Source organism: Streptomyces purpurascens (assembly GCF_045040895.1).
Taxonomy (GTDB): domain Bacteria; phylum Actinomycetota; class Actinomycetes; order Streptomycetales; family Streptomycetaceae; genus Streptomyces; species Streptomyces purpurascens.
In genome coordinates this window covers 3279747-3300995 of sequence record NZ_CP108341.1, presented here as the reverse complement: position 1 = coordinate 3300995, position 21249 = coordinate 3279747, and the positions used below count along the sequence as shown (strand labels likewise).

Below are 21249 nucleotides of genomic sequence, written 5' to 3'. Positions count from 1 at the left end.
TTACTTCGCCTGCGCGATGTCCGTGTCGATCTGCGCGGCCGTCTTCTTCAGGCCGGCCTTGAGATCGGTCGCCTTGCCGCTCTCGTAGTCGTAGCCGAACTCCTGGACCGTGGCGAGGTAGACGCCGCCGTTGACGGAGGCGGGGGCGGTGGTGGAGTTCGGGTTGGCGGCGATCTCCAGGAACGTCTTGAAGCGCGGGTCGTACTTCAGCTTCGGGGACTTCAGCGCCGCGAGCGTCGACGGGACGTTGTGGATGGCGTTGGAGAAGTTCACCACCGCGTCCGTGTTCGTGGTCATGTACTTCACCAGCTCCCAGGCCGCGTTCTGCTTCTTGCTGGTCGCCGCGATACCCGCGATGGTGCCGGTGATGTAGCCCTTGCCGTACTGGTCGGCCTGGTCGTCGGGGACGGGCAGCGGGGCCACGCCGATGTCGAACTTCGGCTTGGTGTCCAGGGCCATGCCCAGACGCCACTCGCCGTCGAGCTGCATGGCGACCTGGCCGGTGTGGAAGGGGTGCTTGGGGCCCCACTCGTCGCCGAGCTTGGAGCGGTAGGTCTCCAGTTTGCGGTAGCCGCCGAGTTCGTCGACCAGCTTCTTCTGGACCGTGAACGCGGCCTCGAAAGCCGGGTCCTTGCCGACGTTCGACTTGCCGCTCTTGTCGAAGTACGTGGGGGAGAACTGGCCGAGGTAGTGCTCGGTGGTGGTCTCCCAGCCGTGGTAGTTCGGCATGAAGCCGAGCTGCTTGTAGGTGTCGCCCTGGGTGATCGTCAGCTTCTTGGCGACCCGCTCGAACTCGGACCAGGTCTTCGGCGGGCTTGTGATGCCGGCCTTCTTGAACGCCGTCTTGTTGTAGTAGAGGCCGTACGCGTCGCCGAGGAGGGGGACCGCGCAGCGGTCTCCGTCGAACTGGGTGTACTCGTTCATCGCCTTCGGGAAGGTCTTCTCCGGGTCGACGCCGGACTTCTCGAAGAACGGGTTGAGGTCCACCAGGGCGCCGGAGGAACAGAACTTCCCGACGCTGTTCGTGGTGAAGGACGAGATCACGTCCGGGGCCTTGGCGCCGCCGGTGCGCAGGGCCTGGTTGATCTTGTCGTCGGTCATGTTGCCGACGACGTTGACGTGGATGTTGGGGTGCGCCTTCTCGAAGCCGTCGACCAGGGACTGGACGGCCTTCACCTCGTTCGGCGCGCTCCAGGCGTGCCAGAAGTTGATGGTCGTCTCCTTCGAGGCGTCGTCGCTCGCGGCGGAATCCGACTGGCCGGTGCACGCGGTGGCGAGGAGGGCGAGGGAGGCGGAGGCGGCGAGCGAGATGGCTGCTTTTCTGGATATTCCGGGCATGGCAGAGCTCCCTGAGGCACGGGGGAAGAAGGGAAACGCGGGGAGGGGGGTGGGGTCAGCGGGAGGTGTCGAAGACCTCGTCGCGCGTCGTCGCGAGCGCGCTCTCCAGTGCGCCGCGCAGCACGGGATGTTCACGGACGTCGCCCACGACCAGGCGGGGGCGTGACGCGGCCAGTTCTTCCAGTTCGGCCTGGACGAGGGCGCGCAGTGTCTCGCCGCCCGAGGTGAGGGACGCGCCGCTCAGCACGACGAGCTCGGGGTCGAGGACCGAGACGAGGGAGGCCAGACCGGTGGCCAGCCGGGTCGCGTAGGTCTGGAGGAGGTGGCGGTGCGGTGCGTCGTCGGCCTCCGCGGCCCGGGCCACCAGGTGTGCGGCGGCCTCGGCGTACGGGTCCGGGGGGATGTCCTCGATGCCGAGTTCACGGGCCAGCCGCGGTACGGCCTGGGAGCCGGCCAGCTCCTGGTAGCCGCCGCTGTTGGCCTTGGTGACCTGGCGGACCAGGGGGGTGCCCGGCACCGGCAGGAAGCCGACCTCGCCGGCGCCGCCGCTCCAGCCGCGGTGCAGCCGGCCGCCGAGGACCAGGGCGGCGCCCAGGCCCTCCTGGTTCCACAGCAGCACGAAGTCCGCGTGGCCCCGGGCCGCGCCGAGCCGCTGTTCGGCGAGGGCGACCAGGTTGACGTCGTTCTCGTACTCGAACGGCATCGGCAGGGCGGCGGCGAGCTCGTCCAGGAGGGTGGGGGAGTGCCAGCCGGGGAGGTGGGAGGCGTAGCGCAGGCGGCCCGTGGTGGGGTCGAAGGCGCCGGGGGTGCCGATCACGAGGCGGTGGATGTCGCCCCGGGCGAGGCCCGCCGCCTTCACCGCGCCGTCCAGGGCGTCGGTGACCTGCTGGACGACCGGGGTGCCGGTGCGCCTGCCGGGGGTGGGCAGTTCGTGCCGGCCGACCGTGCGGCCGGTGATGTCGGCGACCGCGGCGAGGATCCGCTGGGGGGTGACGTCGAGCCCGGCGGCGTAACCGGCGGCCGGATTGACCTCGTAGAGCTGGGCGTTCGGGCCCGGCCGGCCTTCGGTGGTGCCGGTGGCCAGGACGAGGCCCGCCGCCTCCAGGCGGGCCAGGAGTTGGGAGGCGGTCGGCTTGGACAGGCCGGTGAGCTTGCCGATCCGCGTACGGGACAGCTGTCCGTGCTCCAGCAGCAGGTCGAGGGCGGCCCGGTCGTTCATGGCGCGCAGGACGCGTGGGGTGCCCGGCGTACCGGCGGTTCCTGCCATGCGTGTCCACACCTGCCCTTCGGCTGCTCAGCTTCTCAGTGATCAGACGGGGAAGTCCATCGGACGACCGGCGTCGGCGGGACTCCCGGATCACTGTTAGGAAAGTTTCCTATCGGTGGGGAGGAAGGTAAGCCCGGCGCCGCGCGGGCGTCAATAGGGGACGCCTTGTCTTTATCCGGACATGATCCGGACATGCGAAAGGGCGGCACCCGGCCCGAGCCGGATGCCGCCCTCCCGGGAGGCCGCTGCTTCGCTACTTCGTGGTGCTCGTCGGCGCCGCGGGCGCGAGCGGGGACGCCGCCGCCGACTGCGGAGACGTGGCGTTCGCGTACACCGACGGAGCCGCCATCCCCGCCGTCGGATCGGCGATCTGCTCCTCCGCCGGGGCCGTGGCGCCGCCGACGATCCGGATGCCCGCCGCGTCGAAGGCCCGCTTGATGCGCCAGCGCAGCTCGCGCTCCACGGTCAGGGACTTGCCGGGCATCGTCTTGGCCGAGACGCGCACGACCATGGAGTCCAGCAGGACGCTGTCCAGGCCGAGGACCTCGATCGGGCCCCACAGCAGCTCGTTCCAGGGCTCCTCGGCGCCCATCTTCTCGGCGACCTCGTCGAGTGTGGCCTTGACCTTGTCCAGGTCCTCACCGGAGTGGACCGTGACGTCGACGTTGGCGGTGGCCCAGCCCTGGGAGAGGTTGCCGATGCGCTTGACCTCGCCGTTGCGGACGTACCAGATCTCGCCGCCGTCGCCGCGCAGCTTGGTCACGCGCAGGCCCACCTCGATCACCTCGCCGGAGGCGACGCCCGCGTCGATCGTGTCGCCGACGCCGTACTGGTCCTCCAGGATCATGAAGACGCCGGACAGGAAGTCCGTGACGAGGTTGCGGGCGCCGAAGCCGATCGCCACACCGGCGACACCGGCCGAGGCCAGCAGCGGGGCCAGGTTGATCTGGAAGGTGCCCAGGATCATCAGCGCGGCCGTGCCGATGATCAGGAACGACGCCACCGAGCGCAGCACCGAGCCGATCGCCTGCGAACGCTGGCGGCGGCGTTCGACGTTGACCAGCAGTCCGCCGATCGCGCCGCCGTCCAGGGACGGGACGTTCCGGTTCATGCGGTCTATCAGCTTGGTGATCGCCCGCCGTACGGCGACCCTCAGCACCACCGCTATGACCACGATGAGCAGCACCCGCAGGCCGATCGCGAGCCACGTCGACCAGTTCTGCTCGATCCAGCCGGCGGCGTTCGTCGCGCTCTCATGGGCGTCCTGCAGCGAGGGCACTCTCGGGCTCTGCGAATCCGAGGGGGTCGGCGACGGCGTAGGGTCGGCGGCCATCAGAACGGCGTCCGCAGGGGACATGGACACGGCGGGTACCTCCAGGTGCAGCGGTCTGCCCCGGTGGGTGGTTCGGGGGGTCAAGGTCACGACTGGGTCACCAATGGGGCAGAACCACCACACTAACGGGGCATTGTGTGTGCTCCCTCGGAATGTGTGAAGGAGAGACCGTGCTCACCTGGGCTTGAACAGGCCATGATCTGGGGGATGAATCAGATGTGGTCGAAAACACTCCCAGCCCGTTACCGGGACATGGTGGCGCTTCCACCAGGCATGAGGAGAGACTGACTACGAATCGTCCCGGCGCGAGCCACGCGCCGCCGGCGTCCAAGGAGGCATCCGTGCCGCATGTCCTGGTCCTCAACGCGTCGTACGAGCCGCTAGGTGTCGTACCGCTCCGCCGCGCGCTCGTCCTCGTCCTCGAGAACAAGGCCGTATGCCTCGAGGAGTCCGGCGCCTTTCTGCACAGCGCGACCGTCACAGTCCCCGCACCCAGCGTGGTCCGGCTCAAGCGATTCGTCCGGGTTCCCTATCGGGGGCCCGTTCCACTGACCCGCCGGGCGCTGTTCGCCCGTGACGGGGGCCGGTGCATGTACTGCGGTGGCGTCGCAACCAGCGTCGACCACGTCATCCCGCGCAGCCGCGGGGGCAAACACGTCTGGGACAACGTGGTGGCGTCCTGCCGCCGCTGCAACCACGTGAAGGCCGACCGGCATCTCTTCGAGATCGGCTGGCGGCTGCGCCACAAACCCGCCCCGCCCTCCGGTCTCGCCTGGCGCATCATCGGGACCGGCCACAGGGACCCGCGCTGGCTGCCGTACTTGCAACCGTACGGCGCGGAGGACGCCATGGCCCGGATCGACGGCATTCCTGCCTGACGACGATCCGGGCTTTCGTATTGCCGCGTGCGGCCGACCCGACCGGCCCGGGGAACCCCCGTTCCCCCGGGCCGGCCATCAGGAGGGCGCCTACGCGTACCGCAGCTCCCCGGGGCGCACCGAGCGGCGCACCAGGGGCAGGGAGGTGGCCGCGGCCAGCAGGCAGGCGGCGTAGACGGCGAGGGGCACCAGGGAGGTCGCCCAGGGCACCGGACGGCCGGAGAGCAGGGCGTACCAGGTGCCGATGGCCAGGCCGCCCAGTCCGGCGAGCAGCACCGCGGGGGCCAGCGGCAGCGCGGTCTCCAGCAGCAGGGCCCGGCCCAGCACCGTGCGGGGCACTCCGGCGGCGGTCTGTGCGGCCAGGCCGCGGCGGCGGGTGGCCAGGGACTCGGCGGTCCCGACGGCGAGCCCGGACATCGTGATCACGAAGGCGACCACGATGGCGGCGCCGGTGAGGTCGAGGCCGGTGGTGTAGTAGGTCACGGACTCGGCGAGATCCTTCCTGGTGCGCACCACGTCCCCCAGCACCTGCCGGATGCCCATGAAGCCGGTCCCGACGACCGTCACCAGCAGCACCGCCGCGTGCGTGCGGGCGGCCGACCAGGGGTCGTCGCGCAGCCGCTCGGCGGCGATCAGCGTCGCCGCCGAGCGGGCCCGGACCGCGAGGAGCCGCCCGGTCGCCTTCGCGGCCGCCCCGGAGAGCCACACGGCGCCCGCGCCGACCGCGAGGACCGCGCCCGCCATCATCAGCGGCGGTCCGCCGTTCGGCCGGTTGGCGGCGGGCGTGGCGGTGGTGTTCACGGCCAGCAGCGCCAGCGCCGCGACGAGCAGGACACCGCCCAGGAACAGCAGCCCCGGCCCCCGCCCCGAGCGCGGCCCGACCCGGCGCACCCAGCCGAGCGGCGAGGCCACCACCCGGCGCAGCGCCAGCGCGCCCGCCGTCGCGCCCAGCAGCGGTACGGCGACGGCGACCAGGGCGATCCCCGCCCAGGCCAGGGCGGTCGGCCGGTCCCACAGGCGCAGCAGGAGCAGCACCGAGAAGACGGTGGCGACCGCCGAGCCCAGCAGACAGGCGAGCCCGGTCTCCAGCGCGGCGATCCGCCGCACCTGCCAGGGCGTCGCCCCGGCCAGCCGCAGCCCGGCCAGCCGCCGGTCGCGGTGCACCGCCCCGATCCGGGCGCACTGCCCGAGGAACCCGAGCACCGGCACGAGCAGGAGCAGCAGGCTGACGATCACGCCGGAGCGCGTGCCGGGCTGGTCCAGCAGGCCGGCGGCGTAGGGCACGTCGTGGTAGCCCCGCAGCGAGGCCAGGGCCACGGCGGTCAGCGCGAAGCCCGTCGCGAGCGCCGCGCCCGTCGCCGTCAGGGTGACCCGCCACCACTCCCCGCGGTCGGAACCGCGGGTGAGTTCCCAGGCGAGGCGCAGATCGGCGCGCGGGGAGTGCAGGAAGCGCAGGAAGCGCAGGAAGCGCGGGGATCGCGGGGATCGCGGGGAGGAGCTCATGCCGCCACCCCCGTCGGCGCCACGCTGCCGTCCCGCAGCTGCACTTCCCGGTCCGCGTACGCCGCCACCTGCGCGTCGTGGGTGATCAGCAGGACCGCGGTCTCCGACTCGCGGGCCGTGTGCACCAGGGCCGTCATGACCTGCTCGCCCGCCAGTGAGTCCAGCGCGCCCGTCGGTTCGTCGGCGAAGACCACCCTCGGGCCGGTGACCAGGGCCCGGGCCAGTGCGGCCCGCTGCGCCTGGCCGCCGCTCAGCTCGCCCGGCCGCAGGTCCTGCTGGCCGCGCACCCCGAACCGCTCCAGCCACTCACCGGCCCGGGCCCGCGCCCGGGTGCGGTCGGTGCCGGCCAGCAGCAGCGGGAGGGCGACGTTGTCCAGGGCCGTCAGCTCGGGGATGAGCTGCCCGAACTGGAACACCACGCCGAACTCGGTGCGGCGCAGCTCGCTCAGCCGCTTCTCGGGCAGGTCCTCCAGACGCCGGCCGTCGTACGTCACCGAGCCCTCGTCCGGGCGGACGATCCCGGCGAGGCAGTGCAGCAGCGTCGACTTCCCGCTGCCGCTCGCGCCGGTCACGGCGAGGATCTCGCCGGGGCGCAGTTCGACCGACGCGCCGCGCAGGGCGGGTGTCCTGCCGTGCGCCTTGGTGAGGCCACGGGCCGTGAGGAGGGGCACGGGTCTGCTCATGCTGCGTCGACCTCCGCGGTCAGGGTGGTGAGCCGGGCCGCCGTGGTGGTCATCCAGCGGAGGTCGGCGTCGAGGTGGTTGACGGCGTAGTCCGCCGAGAGCACGGTCGCCAGGTCCGCGCCCTTGGCGGCCTTGAGCGCCGTGAGTTCCCGCATCCGCTCCATGTGGGCGGCGCGCTGGGCGCTCAGGTACCCGGCCGGGTCGCCGCCCGAGAGGATCGCGACGACGACCTTGGCGAAGATCTCGTTCGCCACGAAGGGGGCGGGCGGTGCGATCTCCCCGGCCCAGCGGGCCAGTTCGCCGGCCCCCTCGTCCGTCGCGCGGTACATCGTCCGCTCCGGGCCGCCGTCCGAGTCGGTGCCCTCGATCTCGGCGAGGCCGTCCCGGACGAGGCGCTGGAGGGTCGTGTAGACCTGCCCGTAGGCCAGCGGGCGGGCCTGCGGGAAGCGGTCGTCGTGGCGTCGCTTGAGGTCGTAGCCGTGGCTCGGACCCGAGGCGAGCAGGCCCAGCAGGATGTGGCGGGTGCTCATGCGGATCATTATGTACTGAGTACATGTACTGAGTGAATAGTTCTCGGTGATTCGGTTCCGGACCGAGGGACTGAGAGCCCCCCGGGGATCACTCCGTGATGGCGTACGCCTCCGCCGACCACAGCGAATACCCGAACCGCGTCGCCCGCTTCTCGCCCTGCACCCGCACGAAACGCACGTCCCGCTCGTCCATGCGGAGGCTCTCCCGGCCGCCCCGGCTGTCCCGTACCGCCGCCGCCGTGCGCCAGCGGCGCCCGTCCGCCGACACCTGGACGCGGTACGCCGAGGGGTGGGCGTCCTGCCAGCGCAGCGCGACCTGCCCGAGCCGCGCCGGGCGGGGGAGCTCGACCTGCCACCAGGCGCCGTCGTCGACGGGGGACGACCAGCGCGTGTCCGGGTCGCCGTCGTTCGCCGCCGACGCCGGGAAGTCGGGCGTCTCGTCGGCCGAGGAACGCGCCGTGCCGGTGCGGGCCAGGTCGGGGCCGCCGGTGGGCGGGAAGGCGCGGACGGTGAGCGTGCGGGTCGCCCCCGCGAAGCCCAGCCGGATGTCGTACGACCGGATCGGCGTGCCGCGCTCGACGGTCACCTCGACCGGGACCTCCACGGCCGAGCCGCGCTTCACGGTCAGCTCGCCCTTCGGCACCCGGACCCGCACGCCCTCGGGCGCCTCGACGGTGAGCCTGCCCCGGGCGTCGGCGGGCCGCAGCGAGCCCAGCCCGGCCGTCAGCCTCAGAGCCCGGCCGGTCTCCGCGTCCACCTCGTCGCGCTCCAGCTCCAGGGAGGTGGCGGGGGAGTCGGTGAACCAGGGGACGAGGTGGCGCACCCGGGAGGGAGCGGGACCGACGACGCGCACGGCATCCACCGGCGAGCCGGAGTCCCGCTCATGCCGTCCCGGCGTCCGCGCCTCGCCCGCGCCTGAATCGGCGGCCCCGTCGGCGTCCCGGCCCCGCACCCGCACCTCGGTCGCGCCCGACCCCGACAACCGGCCGATCGGGCGCCAGCCCTGGCCAGGGACGTGTGCCTCGACCGTGCCCCCGGTGCCGGGGTCGGTGAGGACCGTCACGGCTGTCAGGGGGCGGGGGCGGGGGAAGTGCAGGGTGCGGTCGTCCGACGGGTCGCCGGGGTTGCGGGGCGGCTCGTGGTCGATGCCCGCCCAGGACGCGTACGCCTTCTGCGCCCGCTGCAGGAAGGGGTCCAGGACGTCCGTGCCGACCTCGACCCGCGCCGACTCCAGCCCGGCCCGCAGGGCGCCCAGCCTGCGGTACGCCGTCCAGGCCGCCGCCGTGTCCCCGGCGTGCTGCGCGTCCAGCATGTCGAGCGCGGCCGTGCCCGCCTCGCCGTAGCCGGCCAGCTGCTCGGACCAGGGGGCGACCTCGGAGGCGAGGGCGGTGTCCGAGAGCCGCCGGGGCAGCTCGCGCAGCACGGTGAAGGCCTCGCGCAGCCGCCGCGCGGCGTCACCGCCCGACGTACGGTCCCGCCAGTACGCCTCGGTCAGCGGGCGCAGATACGCCGACTCCTCGGCGTCCAGCACCGACGACGCGTCGTTCCCGGCGAGCGCCGCCAGGGCCTGCTCGCGGCGCCGATCCCCGCCCGCCAGGTCGGCGATCGCGGCGCGCCAGGACTCCCGGGGGCTGTAGGAACGCGGGTTCCACGCGTAGTCGGCGGCGGTGAACAGCGGGATGCGGGACGCCTCCGGCTGCTGCATCGCGTTGGCGAGCAGGGCGGCGGAGCCGGTCGCGACGGCCGGCTCACGGCCCTGGTAGGGGCCGAGGAAGATACGGCCGGGGTCGTAGTCGTTGACCGGGTAGTTGTCCATCGTGACCAGCGGGTGCCCGAGCGCCTCCCGCGCGTCGGCCAGTTCACCGCCCGTGATGGTGCGGGGCACCACCCCGACGCCCGTCCACGCGACCTCGACAGCCTTGTCCAGCTCGCTCGCCAGCGCCCGCCGGTAGTCGGTCGTGCCGTCCTCGTAGTACTCCGTCGGCATCAGCGACAGGCCGGCGGCGCCGGGGTGCCGTGCCGCCAGGTGCCGGGCCACCGCGTTCGCCACCCGGGACTGCGCCCGCGCCGCCGCCCGCGGGCCGGAGCCGAACCGCTCGGCGTCCGCGTCGCAGTGCCACTCGCTGTAGCTGACGTCCTGGAACTGGAGCTGGAAGGCCCGGAAGCCCAGCGCCCACATCGCGTCGAGCTTGCGCGTCAGCGCCCGCACGTCGGCGTCCGAGGCGAAGCACATCGCCTGGCCCGGGGCCACCGCCCAGCCGAGCTTCACGTGGTTGCCGCGGGCCCGCTCGGCCAGCTCCCGGAACTCGGCCCGCTGCCTCGCCGGGTACGGCTCACGCCAGCGGGCCTGCCGGTAGAGATCGTCGCCCGGGGCGTACAGGTAACGGTTCTGCTTGGTGCGCCCCATGAAGCCGACCTGCGCCAGCCGCTGCCGGTGTGTCCACGCGGTGCCGTAGAAACCCTCGGTGATGCCGCGTACGGCGGTGCCGGGCCAGTCGCGTACGACGGCCGCCGCGATCGTGCCGTCGGGACGCAGCAGCTGCCGCAGCGTCTGTACGGCGTGGAACAGTCCGTCCTCGCCGGTTCCGTTGAGGGAGACGCCGCCCCGGCCGACGGACAGCTCGTAGCCCCCGGAGGGGAGGGCGTGGCGGTCGTTCCGGCGGGCCGGATCCGTCCCCGCCCGCACGACCAGGGCGCCGGGCCCGGCGGAGTCCGTCACGCGGCGGGCCCCGGCCTGCCGCAGCAGCGCGCGCAGGGCCTCGACGGAATGGGGATCCGCCGACGGGTCCGCGAGCAGCGCGACCTCGTCGGTGACCGCGACCGGGGCGCCGTTCGCACGCAGCGACTGCGGGCGCGGCCACACGGAGAGGTCGGCTCCGGCCGTGTCGTGAGTCGGTGTGGCGGTCGTGCCGGGGGCGGGCGGAGCCGCCACCGCGGCGGGCGGGGCGCCGAGGCTTCCGGCGACGACGGCGACCGCGAGGGCGACGGCCCGCTTCCCACGCCGCAGTCCCACAGGCCCCCTCCAGGTATGTCCGACCGGGACCACGAGCCCACCACCCGCCCGGTGAAGGTGTCAACGAGAGTGGCCGGTGTGACCGATTTACCGGAATCCTGACAGAGTAGAGGGGAGTGGAATGTGAGCAGGAGCACGATGTTCGGCCTGGGACGTCTGTCATCGCGTCGACTGGGTAGGGCTGCGATAACCATCGAAAGTTGAACCCGACAAGCTCGACTAGGAGGCCCCCGTGGCTGCGATGACTTTCCTTCCGCTCCCGGCCCCGTCCAAACCCGTGGCGGACACGTCCGCCGACCTCGACCCCCACTATGACGATCCGCGCTACGAAGACCCCCACTACTGCGTCTTCAGCTCCGAGAACACCTGTGCCGAGCCCCCGCTCACCAGCGAGCCGCCGCTCCCCGACGCCGAGCCCCTCACCAGCGAGCCGCCGCTCGCCGAGTCCGCCCCGCTGACCAGCGAGCCCTCCGCCTTCATCCCGGACTTCCCGATCTAGAGGACCTAGATGACCGCACCGCGGCCCGCCGAACCGCCCTCCGAGGACCTGTCCCGCCTCGCCGACCTGCATGGCGTCGCGACCTCTTACAGCCCGTCCCCGGACCGTACGGTCGCGGCCTCGGCCACCGCGGTCACCCTGACCCTGGCCGCTCTCGGTGTGGACGCGAGCACGCCCGGCGCCGTCCGCGCCGCGCTCGCCGCCCGGGAGCGGGAACAGGGCGCACGACTGCTGCCGCCCACGGTGGCCGGCTGGGGCACCAGCCCCCCGGCCGCCCTGGCCTCGCTCCCCGAGGGCACCCTGCTGCGCATCGAGACCGAGCAGGGCGAGACACGCGCCTCGGCCGAGCGGCTCCCGCCCGGCGTCCACCGGCTGACCGCCACGGCCCCCGACGGCCGCACCGCGGACGCCCACCTGATCATCGCCCCGGCCCGTCTGCCCACGCCCCCGGGACGCTCGTACGGACTGCTCGTCCAGCTCTACTCCCTCCTCTCCCGCCGCTCCTGGGGCATGGGCGACCTCGGCGACCTCGCCGAACTGGCCGGCTGGGCCGGGCGCTCGCTCGGCGCCGGGTTCGTCCAGGTCAACCCGCTGCACGCGGCCGTGCCCGGTGCCCCCACCGACCCCTCCCCGTACCGCCCCTCCTCGCGCCGCTTCCCCGACCCCGTGCACCTGCGGATCGAGGACATCCCCGAGTGCGCCTACGTCGAGGACCCCCAGCGACTGCGCGCACTGCTGGAGAGATCCGGCCGGCTGCGCGAAGCGGTGCTGGAGCAGGGCGCGCTGATCGACCGGGACGCCGTCTGGGAGCTCAAGCGGGAGGCGCTCGCGCTGCTGTGCGACGTGCCGCTCGGCCCCGGCAGACGCGCCGCCTACTGCGACTTCCTCGCCGCTCAGGGCCAGGCCCTGGAGGACCACGCCACCTGGTGCGCGCTCGCCGAGGTGCACGGCCCGGACTGGCACCGCTGGCCGACCGGCCTGCGCGATCCCCGCTCGGCCGACACCGTCCGCGCCCGCAACGGCCTGATGGACCGGGTGGACTTCTGGTCCCGGCTCGCCTGGCTCACCGACACCCAGCTGACCGCGGCGCAGCGCGCAGGCCGCGAGGCCGGGATGCCGGTCGGGGTCGTGCACGACCTCGCGGTCGGCGTCCACCCCGGCGGCGCCGACGCCTGGGCACAGCAGGAGTACTTCGCCGCCGGCATGTCGGTGGGCGCGCCCCCGGACGCCTTCAACGCGCGCGGCCAGGACTGGGGCCTGCCGCCCTGGCGCCCCGACCGCCTCGCCGACTCGGGCTACGCACCGTTCCGCGAGCTGCTGCGGGCCCTGTTCCGCTACGCCGGAGCGCTGCGCATCGACCACGTCATGGGCCTGTTCCGGCTGTGGTGGGTGCCGCAGGGCCGGCCGCCGACGGAGGGCACCTACGTCCGCTACGACGCCGAGGCCATGCTCGCCGTGCTCGTCCTGGAGGCCTCCCGGGCCGGGGCGCCGGTGATCGGCGAGGACCTGGGCACCGTGGAACCCGGCGTCCGCGACGCGCTGCGCGAGCGCGGGGTGCTCGGCACGTCCGTGCTGTGGTTCGAACGCGACTGGGAGGGCGACGGCCGCCCCCTGCCCCCCGACAGCTGGCGCGCCGACTGCCTGGCCACCGCCACCACCCACGACCTGCCCTCCACGGCCGCCCGCCTCACCGGCGAGCACGTCGAACTCCGCGACAGCCTCGGCCTGCTCGCCCGCCCGCTCGAGGAGGAGCGCGCCGAGGCCGCCGCCGACACCGGCGAGTGGCTGTCCCTGCTCGCCCGCCTCGGCCTGCTGCAGGGCAGCGGCGGCGGCACCGACACCTCCTCGGAGGAGGCCGAGATCCAGGCCGTCCACCGCTTCCTGCTGCGCACCCCGGCCCGCATGGTCGGCGTCTGGCTCCCGGACGGGGTCGGCGACCGCCGCCCGCAGAACCTCCCGGGCACCTGGGACCAGTACCCGAACTGGCGGCTCCCGATCGCGGACGCGGGGGGCCGCCCCGTGACGCTGGAGGAACTGGCGGCGTCGCCCCGACTGCACGCCCTCATCGAGGTGTTGCGGGAACCGGCCGGCCCGTCCGGCGGCTGAGGGCGACTCTTACGGCACCCCGGGCGCGCGGCCCCGAGGGGCGTTGGATACTTTTGACACCGTGGACAAGAAGAACGCCCTGCGCGCCGGCGCCCTGGCAGCCGGTACGACGCTCATGATGCTGCTCATGTCGTCCCCCGCCTCCGCGCTCAGCCGCGACGACGGTGACGACCCCGGCCCGGGCCTGAGCGTCATCGAGACGCTGGGCCTCTTCGTCGTGGCTCCCATCGTGCTGTACCTGGTCATCCACGGTCTGGTGATGATCAGCGACAAGACGCACAAGCAGAAGGACACGACCAGCTCCAACATCAACACCAAGGCCAAAGCCGAGGCCGAGGCCGGCTCCAAGGCCTGATCAGGGGCGTTGTGGAGGGGGCGTCACCGCCCGGCTGTCCCCTCCGTCCCCGCCAGCAGTTCCCGCAGCAGGCCGGCCAGTTGGCCGGCCTGTTTCTCGTCGAGGCCGGACAGGGCCTCCGTCTGGACGGTCAGTCCCGCGACGGCCGCCTCGTCGATGAGGCGCAGTCCCTCCTCGGTGAGCGTCACCTGCAGGCCCCGCCGGTCGTGCGGATCGGGGGAGCGGCGCAGGAGTCCGGCCCGCTCCAGTTTGTCCAGGCGCCCGGTCATCCCGCCCGTGGTGAGCATCAGCGTCTCCGACAGCCGGCGCGGTGAGAGCGTGTAGGGCTCGCCGGAGCGGCGCAGGGTCGCCAGGACGTCGAACTCGCCGCGTGAGACCCCGAACCGTCCGTAGGTGTCCTCCAGACGGTCGGCCATCGCGCGGGCGAGCCGGGAGACCCGGCCGAAGACCTCCATCGCCCGGGTGTCGAGCTCGGGCCGGACCGTCCCCCACTGGTCGATGATCGCGTCGACAGGGTCCCTGCGCTGCTCGGGGCGTTCGTTCATGGCACGAGTATCGGCCGCCTCTCGGTCACCCGCAAGAAAGTAGCTTGACGGAAAGTTGCTTAGGGCTAAGCTACTTTCTACCGACCTACTTTGAAGGGTGCCTCCCATGGCCTCCTCCCGCCCCGCCCTCATCGCCCTCACCGCCCTCGCTCCCGTCTCCTGGGGCACGACCTACGCGGTCACCACCGAGTTCCTCCCGGCCGACCGCCCCCTGTTCACCGGACTGATGCGCGCCCTGCCCGCCGGTCTGCTGCTGCTCGCCCTCGCCCGGGTGCTGCCGCGCGGTGCCTGGTGGTGGAAGTCGGCGGTGCTCGGCGCGCTGAACATCGGCGCCTTCTTCCCGCTGCTGTTCCTCTCGGCGTACCGGCTGCCCGGCGGCATGGCGGCGGTCGTCGGCTCGGCCGGGCCGCTGTTCGTGGCCGGCCTCGCGGCGCTGCTGCTCGGGCAGCGGCCGGCCCCGCGCACGCTGCTGACCGGGGCCGTGGCCGCGTTCGGCGTCAGCCTCGTCGTCCTGCGGGCGGCCGGGGCGCTGGACGCGCTCGGCCTGCTCGCGGCCCTCGCCGCCACCGTCTCCATGTCCGCCGGAACCGTCCTCACCCAGCGGTGGGGGCGCCCCGCCGGTGCCGGCCCGCTCGCCCTCACCGGCTGGCAGCTGACCGCCGGAGGCCTGCTCATCGCGCCGCTCGCCTTCCTGGTCGAGGGCGCGCCGCCGGCACTGGACGGCCGGGCGGCCGGCGGCTACCTCTACCTCGCCGTCGCGAACACGGCGGTCGCGTACTGGCTGTGGTTCCGCGGCATCGGCCGCCTCACCGCCACCCAGGTCACCTTCCTCGGCCCCCTCTCCCCGCTGACCGCGGCAGTCGTCGGCTGGGCGGCGCTCGGGCAGGCGCTGACGCCGGTGCAGCTGGTGGGCATGGGGCTGGCGTTCGGGGCGACGGTGGCGGGGCAGATCGGGGCTCGGCCCACGCCGCCGCGGCAGGTCGCCGCGGCGGTGCGGAAGAGGGCTGAGCGACCCGGACACCCCCCACTGCCTCTCGATGCGCTCGGAGCGGACCGTGAACCCTTTCCCGTCCGCCGGGCAAGTACGGGTGAACGCTGACCCTCTCACCCACGACACCCCACGGACCGTCCATGACTGATGCACCGTGTCGCCCTTCAGCAGAAGGCGATACCGCGGACGACGACGCCGCTCTGATCGCGGCGTCCCTCGAGGAACCGGAGCGCTTCGCCGTGTTCTTCGACCGGCACGCGCCCGCCATCCACCGGTACGTCGCCCGGCGGCTCGGGCGGGACGCGGCCGATGACGTCACAGCGGAGACCTTTCTGACGGCCTTCCGGATACGCGAGCGGTTCGACGCGGAGCGGGCCGGTGTGCGGCCCTGGCTGCACGGAATCGCCGCCAAGCAGATCAGTCGGCACCGCCGTGAGGAGGTCAGGGCTCTGAAGATCCTTGCCCGCACCGGCAGCGACCCGGTCGCCGAGAGCTGGACCGACTCCGCGGACGACCGCGTCGCCGCACAGGCCGTGTCCCGGCCCCTGGCCGAGGCCCTGGCCAAGCTGTCCGCAGGTGACCGGCACACCCTGCTGCTGTTCGCCTGGGCCGACTTCACCTACCAGGAGATAGCCCAGGCCCTCGACATCCCCGTAGGAACCGTACGGTCCCGGCTCAACCGGGCCCGCAGGAAGCTGCGCGCCGTGACGGAGGCGCACGGTCCGGTCCTCGAACCCCGTGTACACGAAGGTGACCCCGCATGAACGAGCTGACCGCGCTCGGTGAACTGCGCGCCGACGCCCCTCTGCCCGACAGTGATCGCCTCGCCCCCGCTCGGGTCCGGGTCACCGAGGTGTTCCGGGAGGCAGCCCCGGGCGGCGTGCGGCATGCCCTCCCGCGTCGCCGGGTCGTCCTGGTGGGCGTCGCGGCGACCGCGGCCCTCTCCGTGACCGGCGGCATCGTCGCGACCTTCCCCGGCGACACCCCCGCAGACGCTCCCGCCGGCCGTCAGCTCCTGTCGGCGCGGGCCTCCGCCGCCGCCCTCGAACTGGCCGCGGCGACCGTGGAGAAGACGCCGGTCGTCGAACCCGAGCCGAAGCAGTGGGTGTACGAAGAGACCACGGTCTTCGTCCAGGGCAAACCGCAGAGCGCGGAGTCGTGGACCCGCTGGGACGGCACAGGCCACGCCAGGCTGCCCGGCATTCCTCCGTCGGGCCCCGTCTCGGACTTCGACCCGAACGAGCTTCAGGTCTGGTACGGGCCCAACCAGGAGGAGAAATGGAAGAAGGAGGGCTACGACGACCGGTCCCAGCGGCAGTTCTGGCGCTTCCTCGTCACCCTGCCCGGCGACCCGGACCGCATGATGCGGCGCATCCGTGAGGAGCACGCCATCGGCGACATCGAGGGCGAGACGCCCGCGGAACGCGACTGGCGGGAGATCCACGTCCTCTACCGTTCCGTGCTCATCCCGTCCAACGTCCAGGCGGGGCTGTTCCGGGCGCTGGCGAAGATCCCGGACGCCCGCGTCACGAAGGGCGTCAGGGATCCCCTCGGCCGTGCGGCGATCAGCGTCAGCGTCCACTACGCCGAGCGCACGGCGTCGGGCGCCCAGGGCACGCAAGAGATCCTCTTCGACCCGAAGACCTACGCCTACCTCGGCGAGGCCGAACACGCCGCGCCGATCGAACCGACCAGGGGGCAGACGCTGCCCAGCCCGTCCGGCTACGACTCCGCCGCGATGGTCAGCGCCCGCGCCGCCTGGGGCGTGGTGAACAAGCCTGGCGCACGCCCCTAGCGGCGCACGGCGGGGAGCGGGCGCCCGGCACGGGGGTGCGGGCGTCCGGCACATGAGAAGGGGCGCCCGGCACATCGCCGGGCGCCCCTCAGTCGTACCCGCTGCCTACTGGCCGGCCGCCGCGTCCGCCCGCTGGGCGCGCAGCGCGCGCTCCACGCCCGCGCGGGACTCCGAGACCAGGCGCCTGAGGGCCGCGTTCGGGGCGGTCGCGGTCAGCCAGGCGTCCGTCTTGTCCAGGGTCTCCTGGGAGACCTGGACGGTCGGGTAGAGGCCGACGGCGATCTGCTGGGCCATCTCGTGGGAGCGGGACTCCCAGATGTCCTTGACCACCTCGAAGTACCGGTCCGCGTACGGGGCGAGCACCTCACGCTGGTCGGTCTGGACGAAACCGCCGATGACCGCTTCCTGCACGGCGTTGGGCAGCTTGTCGGAGTCGACGACCGAAGCCCACGCCTCCGCCTTGGCCTCCTCGGTCGGGCGGGACGCCCGGGCGGTGGCGGCGTGCCGTTCACCGGCGGCCGTACGGTCACGGTCGTACTCGCCCGCGATCTCCGCCTCGTCGAACCGGCCGACGGCCGCGAGCCGCTGCACGAACGACCACCGCAGCTCCGTGTCGACGACCAGGCCCTCGACGGTCTGCGAGCCGTCCAGCAGCGCGTCCAGCACGTCCAGCTGCTCGGGTGTGCGGGCCGTCGCGGCGAACGCGCGCGCCCACGCCAGCTGGTGGTCGCTGCCCGGCGCCGCCGCCCGCAGATGGGCCAGCGTCGCGTCGGTCCAGCGGGCCAGCAGCGCCTCGCGGGCGGCCGGGTCGGCGTACAGGTCGATCGCCAGCTTCACCTGGCGCTGCAGCGACTGCACCACGCCGATGTCGGACTCCTTGCCGATGCCGGACAGCACCAGGGCCAGGTAGTCGCGGGTCGCGAGCTCCGCGTCGCGGGTCATGTCCCAGGCCGAGGCCCAGCACAGGGCACGCGGCAGGGAGGACTGGAAGTCGCCGAGGTGCTCCGTGACGACCGCCAGGGACCGCTCGTCCAGGCGGACCTTCGCGTACGACAGGTCGTCGTCGTTGAGCAGGATCACGGCCGGGCGGCGCTTGCCCACCAGCTGCGGTACGGCCGTCAGCTCGCCGTCCACGTCCAGCTCGATGCGCTCCTCGCGCACCAGCTTGCCGCTGTCGTCGTCCAGTTCGTACAGGCCGACGGCGATCCGGTGCGGCCGCAGGGTCGGCTCGCCCTTCGCGCCCGCGGGCAGGGCCGGGGCCTCCTGGCGGATGGCGAAGGACGTCACGACACCATCGGAGTCCGTCTCGATCCGCGGGCGCAGGACGTTGATGCCGGCCGTCTCCAGCCACGCCTTCGACCAGGCCTTCAGGTCACGCCCCGAGGTCTCCTCCAGGGCGCCCAGCAGGTCGGACAGGCGCGTGTTGCCGAACGCGTGCGCCTTGAAGTACGCCTGCACGCCCCGGAAGAACTCGTCCTGGCCGACGTAGGCGACCAGCTGCTTCAGCACGCTCGCGCCCTTGGCGTACGTGATGCCGTCGAAGTTGACGAGCACGTCGTCCAGGTCGTTGATCTCGGCCATGATCGGGTGCGTCGACGGCAGCTGGTCCTGGCGGTACGCCCACGTCTTCATGGAGTTGGCGAAGGTGGTCCAGGAGTGCGGCCAGCGGGACTCGGGGTGGGCCGCCTGGCAGGCGATCGACGTGTACGTGGCGAACGACTCGTTCAGCCACAGGTCGTTCCACCACTCCATGGTCACGAGGTCGCCGAACCACATGTGGGCCAGCTCGTGCAGGATGGTCTCCGCGCGCACCTCGTACGCCGCGTCCGTCACCTTCGACCGGAACACGTACTGGTCGCGGATGGTCACCGCGCCCGCGTTCTCCATCGCGCCCGCGTTGAACTCCGGCACGAACAGCTGGTCGTACTTCTTGAACGGGTACGGGTAGTCGAACTTCTCCTGGAACCACTCGAAGCCCTGCCGGGTCACCTCGAAGATGGCGTCCGAGTCGAGGTACTCGGCGAGCGAGGGACGGCAGTAGATGCCGAGCGGGACGGACTGGCCGTCCTTCTCGTACACGCTGTGCACGGAGTGGTACGGGCCGACGATCAGCGCCGTGATGTACGACGAGATGCGCGGCGTCGGCTCGAACGCCCAGACGTTGTCCTGGGGCTCGGGAGTGGGCGAGTTGGAGATGACGGTCCATCCCTCCGGCGCCCTCACGGTGAACTGGAAGGTCGCCTTGAGGTCCGGCTGCTCGAAGCTCGCGAACACCCGGCGGGCGTCCGGAACCTCGAACTGGGTGTAGAGGTAGGCCTGGTCGTCGACCGGGTCGACGAACCGGTGCAGGCCCTCACCGGTGTTGGTGTACGCGCATTCGGCGACCACCCGGAGGATGTTGCGGCCCTGGAGCAGCTCGGGCAGGGCGATCCGGGAGTCCGCGAAGACCTCGGCGGGGTCGAGGGAGTCCCCGTTCAAGGTCACCTCGTGCACCGCCGGGGCGACGAGGTCGATGAACGACTCGGCACCGTTCTCGGCGGTCACATCGAAGCGCACCGTGGTCACGGACCGGTAGGTGCCGCCCTCCTGCGCGCCGGAGAGATCGAGTTCGATCTCGTACGAGTCAACGGCGAGCAGCTGCGCCCGCTGCTGCGCCTCTTCGCGGGTCAGGTTTGTGCCAGGCACGCGGTCATCTCCTCGTTATGGGTGGGTTGCGTCATCTTTCCACGGCAGCCTGGCATCAATCGACGATCTGGGCGTCTCCTAGGGTTACCCCTCGGCAGGCCGCTGTCCGGCGGGAACGCGACGTCCGGAATCCGCCGGTGCCCCGGGCCCGCGCGAGCGAGCCTGATGAGTATGACGACGACGAACCACAGCGCACTGCCCATCACCCCGCGCGCCCTCAAGGACCTCCGCACGACGGACGACGCGGGCCGCCTCACCACCCCGTTCACCGACGCCGAGGGCGGAGCACCGCTCCGCTGCTGCCTGCGCCGCGCCGAACCGGGCGAGCGCATCGCCCTGGTCTCGTACGCCCCGCTGCGCCGCTGGGCGTCGGAGCAGGACGTCGACCCGGGCGCCTACGACGAACAGGGCCCGGTCTTCATCCACGCCGAGGAGTGCGGGGGGCCGGACACCGGCGCCCTGCCCTTCACCAACAGCCACCGCACGGTCCGCCGCTACTCCGCCGAGGGCCGCATCCTGGGCGGCCGGCTGGTCGAGGACCCCGCTGTCTTCGAGGAGGCCCTCACGGAAGCGTTCGACGACCCGGCCGTGGAGCTCGTCCACGTCCGGGCCGTCGAATACGGGTGCTTCCTCTATGAGGTGCGCCGGGATCAGGAGGTGCGCGGGGACTAGCCCTTCAGCTCCGCCGCCACCAGCTCCGCGATCTGGATCGCGTTCAGGGCCGCGCCCTTGCGGAGGTTGTCGTTGGAGAGGAAGAGGGCCAGGCCGTTGTCCACCGTCTCGTCGCGCCGGATGCGGCCGACGTAGGAGGGGTCCTGGCCGGCGGCCTGGAGGGGGGTGGGGATGTCGGTGACGACGACGCCCGGGGCGTCCGCCAGCAGCTCCGTCGCCCGCTCGGGGGAGATCGGCCGGGCGAACCGGGCGTTGACCTGGAGGGAGTGGCCGGAGAAGACCGGGACGCGCACGCAGGTGCCGGAGACCTTCAGCTCGGGGATCTCCAGGATCTTGCGGGACTCGTTGCGGAGCTTCTGCTCCTCGTCGGTCTCGTTCAGGCCGTCGTCGACGATGTTGCCCGCGAGCGGCAGCACGTTGAAGGCGATGGGGCGCTTGTAGACGCCCGGCTCGGGGAAGTCGACCGCTTCGCCGTCGTGGGTGAGCTTGTCGGCGTCGGCGACGACCTTCTGCGTCTGGCCGTGCAGCTCGGCGACGCCCGCGAGACCGGAGCCGGAGACCGCCTGGTACGTGGCGACGACCAGCGCTTCCAGGCCCGCCTCGTCGTGCAGCGGACGCAGGACCGGCATCGCGGCCATCGTCGTGCAGTTCGGGTTGGCGATGATGCCCTTGGGGCGGTCCTTGATCGCGTGCGGGTTCACCTCGGAGACGACCAGGGGCACCTCGGGGTGCTTGCGCCACGCGGAGGAGTTGTCGATCACGACGGCGCCCTGGGAGGCGACCTTTTCGGCCAGCGCCTTGGACGTGGCACCGCCCGCGGAGAACAGCACGATGTCCAGGCCGGTGTAGTCGGCGGTCGCCGCGTCCTCCACCGTCACGCCGTCCAGCTCCGAGCCCGCCGAGCGGGCCGAGGCGAACAGGCGCAGCTCGGTGACCGGGAAGTTCCGCTCCTTGAGGATCCTGCGCATGACCGTGCCCACCTGTCCGGTGGCTCCGACGATTCCGACCCTCACGGTGACTCCCTCTCCTGCGTCTCTTCACATGCTCGTTGCTTGG

The 21249-nt window shown here is 72.6% G+C and carries 18 protein-coding genes; 8 read left to right on the top strand and 10 right to left on the bottom strand.

The window, feature by feature from the left end:
• The 3 genes from OHU35_RS14965 to OHU35_RS14955 form a co-directional block, all read right to left on the bottom strand.
• Window positions 1-1338, bottom strand: a complete 1338-nt coding sequence (locus OHU35_RS14965; protein ID WP_189723700.1) for an ABC transporter substrate-binding protein — start codon at window positions 1336-1338, stop codon at window positions 1-3.
• Between the two features lie 55 nt (window positions 1339-1393).
• The gene (locus tag OHU35_RS14960) at window positions 1394-2605 is read right to left on the bottom strand and encodes an ROK family transcriptional regulator (RefSeq protein ID WP_189723699.1); all 1212 of its coding nucleotides are present in this window, start codon (window positions 2603-2605) and stop codon (window positions 1394-1396) included.
• A gap of 253 nt (window positions 2606-2858) precedes the next feature.
• Window positions 2859-3962, bottom strand: a complete 1104-nt coding sequence (locus OHU35_RS14955; protein WP_189724043.1) for a mechanosensitive ion channel family protein — start codon at window positions 3960-3962, stop codon at window positions 2859-2861.
• 317 nt (window positions 3963-4279) lie between these two features.
• Between OHU35_RS14955 and OHU35_RS14950 the strand changes: the two genes are divergently transcribed.
• Entirely contained in the window at window positions 4280-4816 is a 537-nt protein-coding gene (locus tag OHU35_RS14950; protein WP_189723698.1) for an HNH endonuclease, read from the top strand.
• A gap of 90 nt (window positions 4817-4906) precedes the next feature.
• On the opposite strand, the gene OHU35_RS14945 is transcribed toward OHU35_RS14950, so the two are convergent.
• The 4 genes from OHU35_RS14945 to OHU35_RS14930 all read right to left on the bottom strand — a co-directional run bounded on the left by OHU35_RS14945 (window position 4907) and on the right by OHU35_RS14930 (window position 10545).
• Entirely contained in the window at window positions 4907-6262 is a 1356-nt protein-coding gene (locus tag OHU35_RS14945; protein ID WP_233878523.1) for an FtsX-like permease family protein, read from the bottom strand.
• Between the two features lie 53 nt (window positions 6263-6315).
• Window positions 6316-7002, bottom strand: a complete 687-nt coding sequence (locus tag OHU35_RS14940; RefSeq protein WP_189723697.1) for an ABC transporter ATP-binding protein — start codon at window positions 7000-7002, stop codon at window positions 6316-6318.
• The gene (locus OHU35_RS14935) at window positions 6999-7532 is read right to left on the bottom strand and encodes a PadR family transcriptional regulator (RefSeq protein WP_189723696.1); all 534 of its coding nucleotides are present in this window, start codon (window positions 7530-7532) and stop codon (window positions 6999-7001) included. The genes OHU35_RS14940 and OHU35_RS14935 overlap by 4 nt, the downstream gene beginning before the upstream one ends.
• An 88-nt stretch (window positions 7533-7620) precedes the next feature.
• Window positions 7621-10545, bottom strand: a complete 2925-nt coding sequence (locus tag OHU35_RS14930) for a beta-N-acetylglucosaminidase domain-containing protein (RefSeq protein WP_233878512.1) — start codon at window positions 10543-10545, stop codon at window positions 7621-7623.
• A gap of 232 nt (window positions 10546-10777) precedes the next feature.
• Here OHU35_RS14930 and OHU35_RS14925 point away from each other — a divergent pair, with 232 nt between their 5' ends.
• The 3 genes from OHU35_RS14925 (at window position 10778) to OHU35_RS14915 (ending at window position 13505) form a co-directional block, all read left to right on the top strand.
• Window positions 10778-11044, top strand: a complete 267-nt coding sequence (locus OHU35_RS14925) for a hypothetical protein (protein WP_184592757.1) — start codon at window positions 10778-10780, stop codon at window positions 11042-11044.
• 9 nt (window positions 11045-11053) lie between these two features.
• Window positions 11054-13150, top strand: a complete 2097-nt coding sequence (gene malQ, locus OHU35_RS14920) for a 4-alpha-glucanotransferase (protein ID WP_405505566.1) — start codon at window positions 11054-11056, stop codon at window positions 13148-13150.
• Between the two features lie 61 nt (window positions 13151-13211).
• Window positions 13212-13505 carry a hypothetical protein gene (locus tag OHU35_RS14915; protein ID WP_189723687.1) on the top strand — a complete coding sequence of 98 codons (294 nt, stop codon included), beginning with the start codon at window positions 13212-13214 and terminating at the stop codon, window positions 13503-13505.
• Window positions 13506-13528: 23 nt separating this feature from the next.
• Here the strand turns inward: OHU35_RS14915 and OHU35_RS14910 are convergent, their stop codons facing one another.
• Window positions 13529-14050, bottom strand: a complete 522-nt coding sequence (locus OHU35_RS14910; RefSeq protein WP_189723686.1) for a MarR family winged helix-turn-helix transcriptional regulator — start codon at window positions 14048-14050, stop codon at window positions 13529-13531.
• 106 nt (window positions 14051-14156) lie between these two features.
• Here OHU35_RS14910 and OHU35_RS14905 point away from each other — a divergent pair, with 106 nt between their 5' ends.
• The 3 genes from OHU35_RS14905 to OHU35_RS14895 are packed head-to-tail and all read left to right on the top strand — an operon-like array spanning window position 14157 to window position 16836.
• Entirely contained in the window at window positions 14157-15149 is a 993-nt protein-coding gene (locus tag OHU35_RS14905) for an EamA family transporter (RefSeq protein WP_233878514.1), read from the top strand.
• 32 nt (window positions 15150-15181) lie between these two features.
• Window positions 15182-15805, top strand: coding sequence for an RNA polymerase sigma factor (locus tag OHU35_RS14900; RefSeq protein ID WP_189723684.1), 624 nt, complete (start codon window positions 15182-15184; stop codon window positions 15803-15805).
• Entirely contained in the window at window positions 15802-16836 is a 1035-nt protein-coding gene (locus tag OHU35_RS14895; protein WP_359894229.1) for a CU044_5270 family protein, read from the top strand. The genes OHU35_RS14900 and OHU35_RS14895 overlap by 4 nt, the downstream gene beginning before the upstream one ends.
• A gap of 105 nt (window positions 16837-16941) precedes the next feature.
• Here the strand turns inward: OHU35_RS14895 and pepN are convergent, their stop codons facing one another.
• On the bottom strand, window positions 16942-19521 hold the full coding sequence (pepN, locus tag OHU35_RS14890; RefSeq protein ID WP_405505564.1) for an aminopeptidase N: 2580 nt from the start codon (window positions 19519-19521) through the stop codon (window positions 16942-16944).
• Window positions 19522-19692: 171 nt separating this feature from the next.
• On the opposite strand from pepN, the gene OHU35_RS14885 reads away from it, so the two are divergent.
• A complete protein-coding gene (locus tag OHU35_RS14885; protein WP_229872903.1) occupies window positions 19693-20193 on the top strand; it encodes a DUF1203 domain-containing protein in 501 nt (166 codons plus the stop codon).
• Here the strand turns inward: OHU35_RS14885 and OHU35_RS14880 are convergent.
• Entirely contained in the window at window positions 20190-21206 is a 1017-nt protein-coding gene (locus OHU35_RS14880; protein ID WP_189723678.1) for an aspartate-semialdehyde dehydrogenase, read from the bottom strand. The two genes, OHU35_RS14885 and OHU35_RS14880, sit on opposite strands and share 4 nt — an antisense overlap.
• Between the last annotated feature and the right edge of the window lie 43 nt (window positions 21207-21249).

Coding starts and splice junctions, on each gene's coding strand:
- OHU35_RS14965 (WP_189723700.1), bottom strand. CDS start 1,338: ATGCCCGGAATATCCAGAAAAGCAGCCATCTCGCTCGCCGCCTCCGCC.
- OHU35_RS14960 (WP_189723699.1), bottom strand. CDS start 2,605: ATGGCAGGAACCGCCGGTACGCCGGGCACCCCACGCGTCCTGCGCGCC.
- OHU35_RS14955 (WP_189724043.1), bottom strand. CDS start 3,962: ATGTCCCCTGCGGACGCCGTTCTGATGGCCGCCGACCCTACGCCGTCG.
- OHU35_RS14940 (WP_189723697.1), bottom strand. CDS start 7,002: ATGAGCAGACCCGTGCCCCTCCTCACGGCCCGTGGCCTCACCAAGGCG.
- OHU35_RS14935 (WP_189723696.1), bottom strand. CDS start 7,532: ATGAGCACCCGCCACATCCTGCTGGGCCTGCTCGCCTCGGGTCCGAGC.
- malQ (WP_405505566.1), top strand. CDS start 11,054: ATGACCGCACCGCGGCCCGCCGAACCGCCCTCCGAGGACCTGTCCCGC.
- OHU35_RS14910 (WP_189723686.1), bottom strand. CDS start 14,050: ATGAACGAACGCCCCGAGCAGCGCAGGGACCCTGTCGACGCGATCATC.
- OHU35_RS14905 (WP_233878514.1), top strand. CDS start 14,157: ATGGCCTCCTCCCGCCCCGCCCTCATCGCCCTCACCGCCCTCGCTCCC.
- OHU35_RS14900 (WP_189723684.1), top strand. CDS start 15,182: ATGACTGATGCACCGTGTCGCCCTTCAGCAGAAGGCGATACCGCGGAC.
- OHU35_RS14895 (WP_359894229.1), top strand. CDS start 15,802: ATGAACGAGCTGACCGCGCTCGGTGAACTGCGCGCCGACGCCCCTCTG.
- OHU35_RS14885 (WP_229872903.1), top strand. CDS start 19,693: ATGACGACGACGAACCACAGCGCACTGCCCATCACCCCGCGCGCCCTC.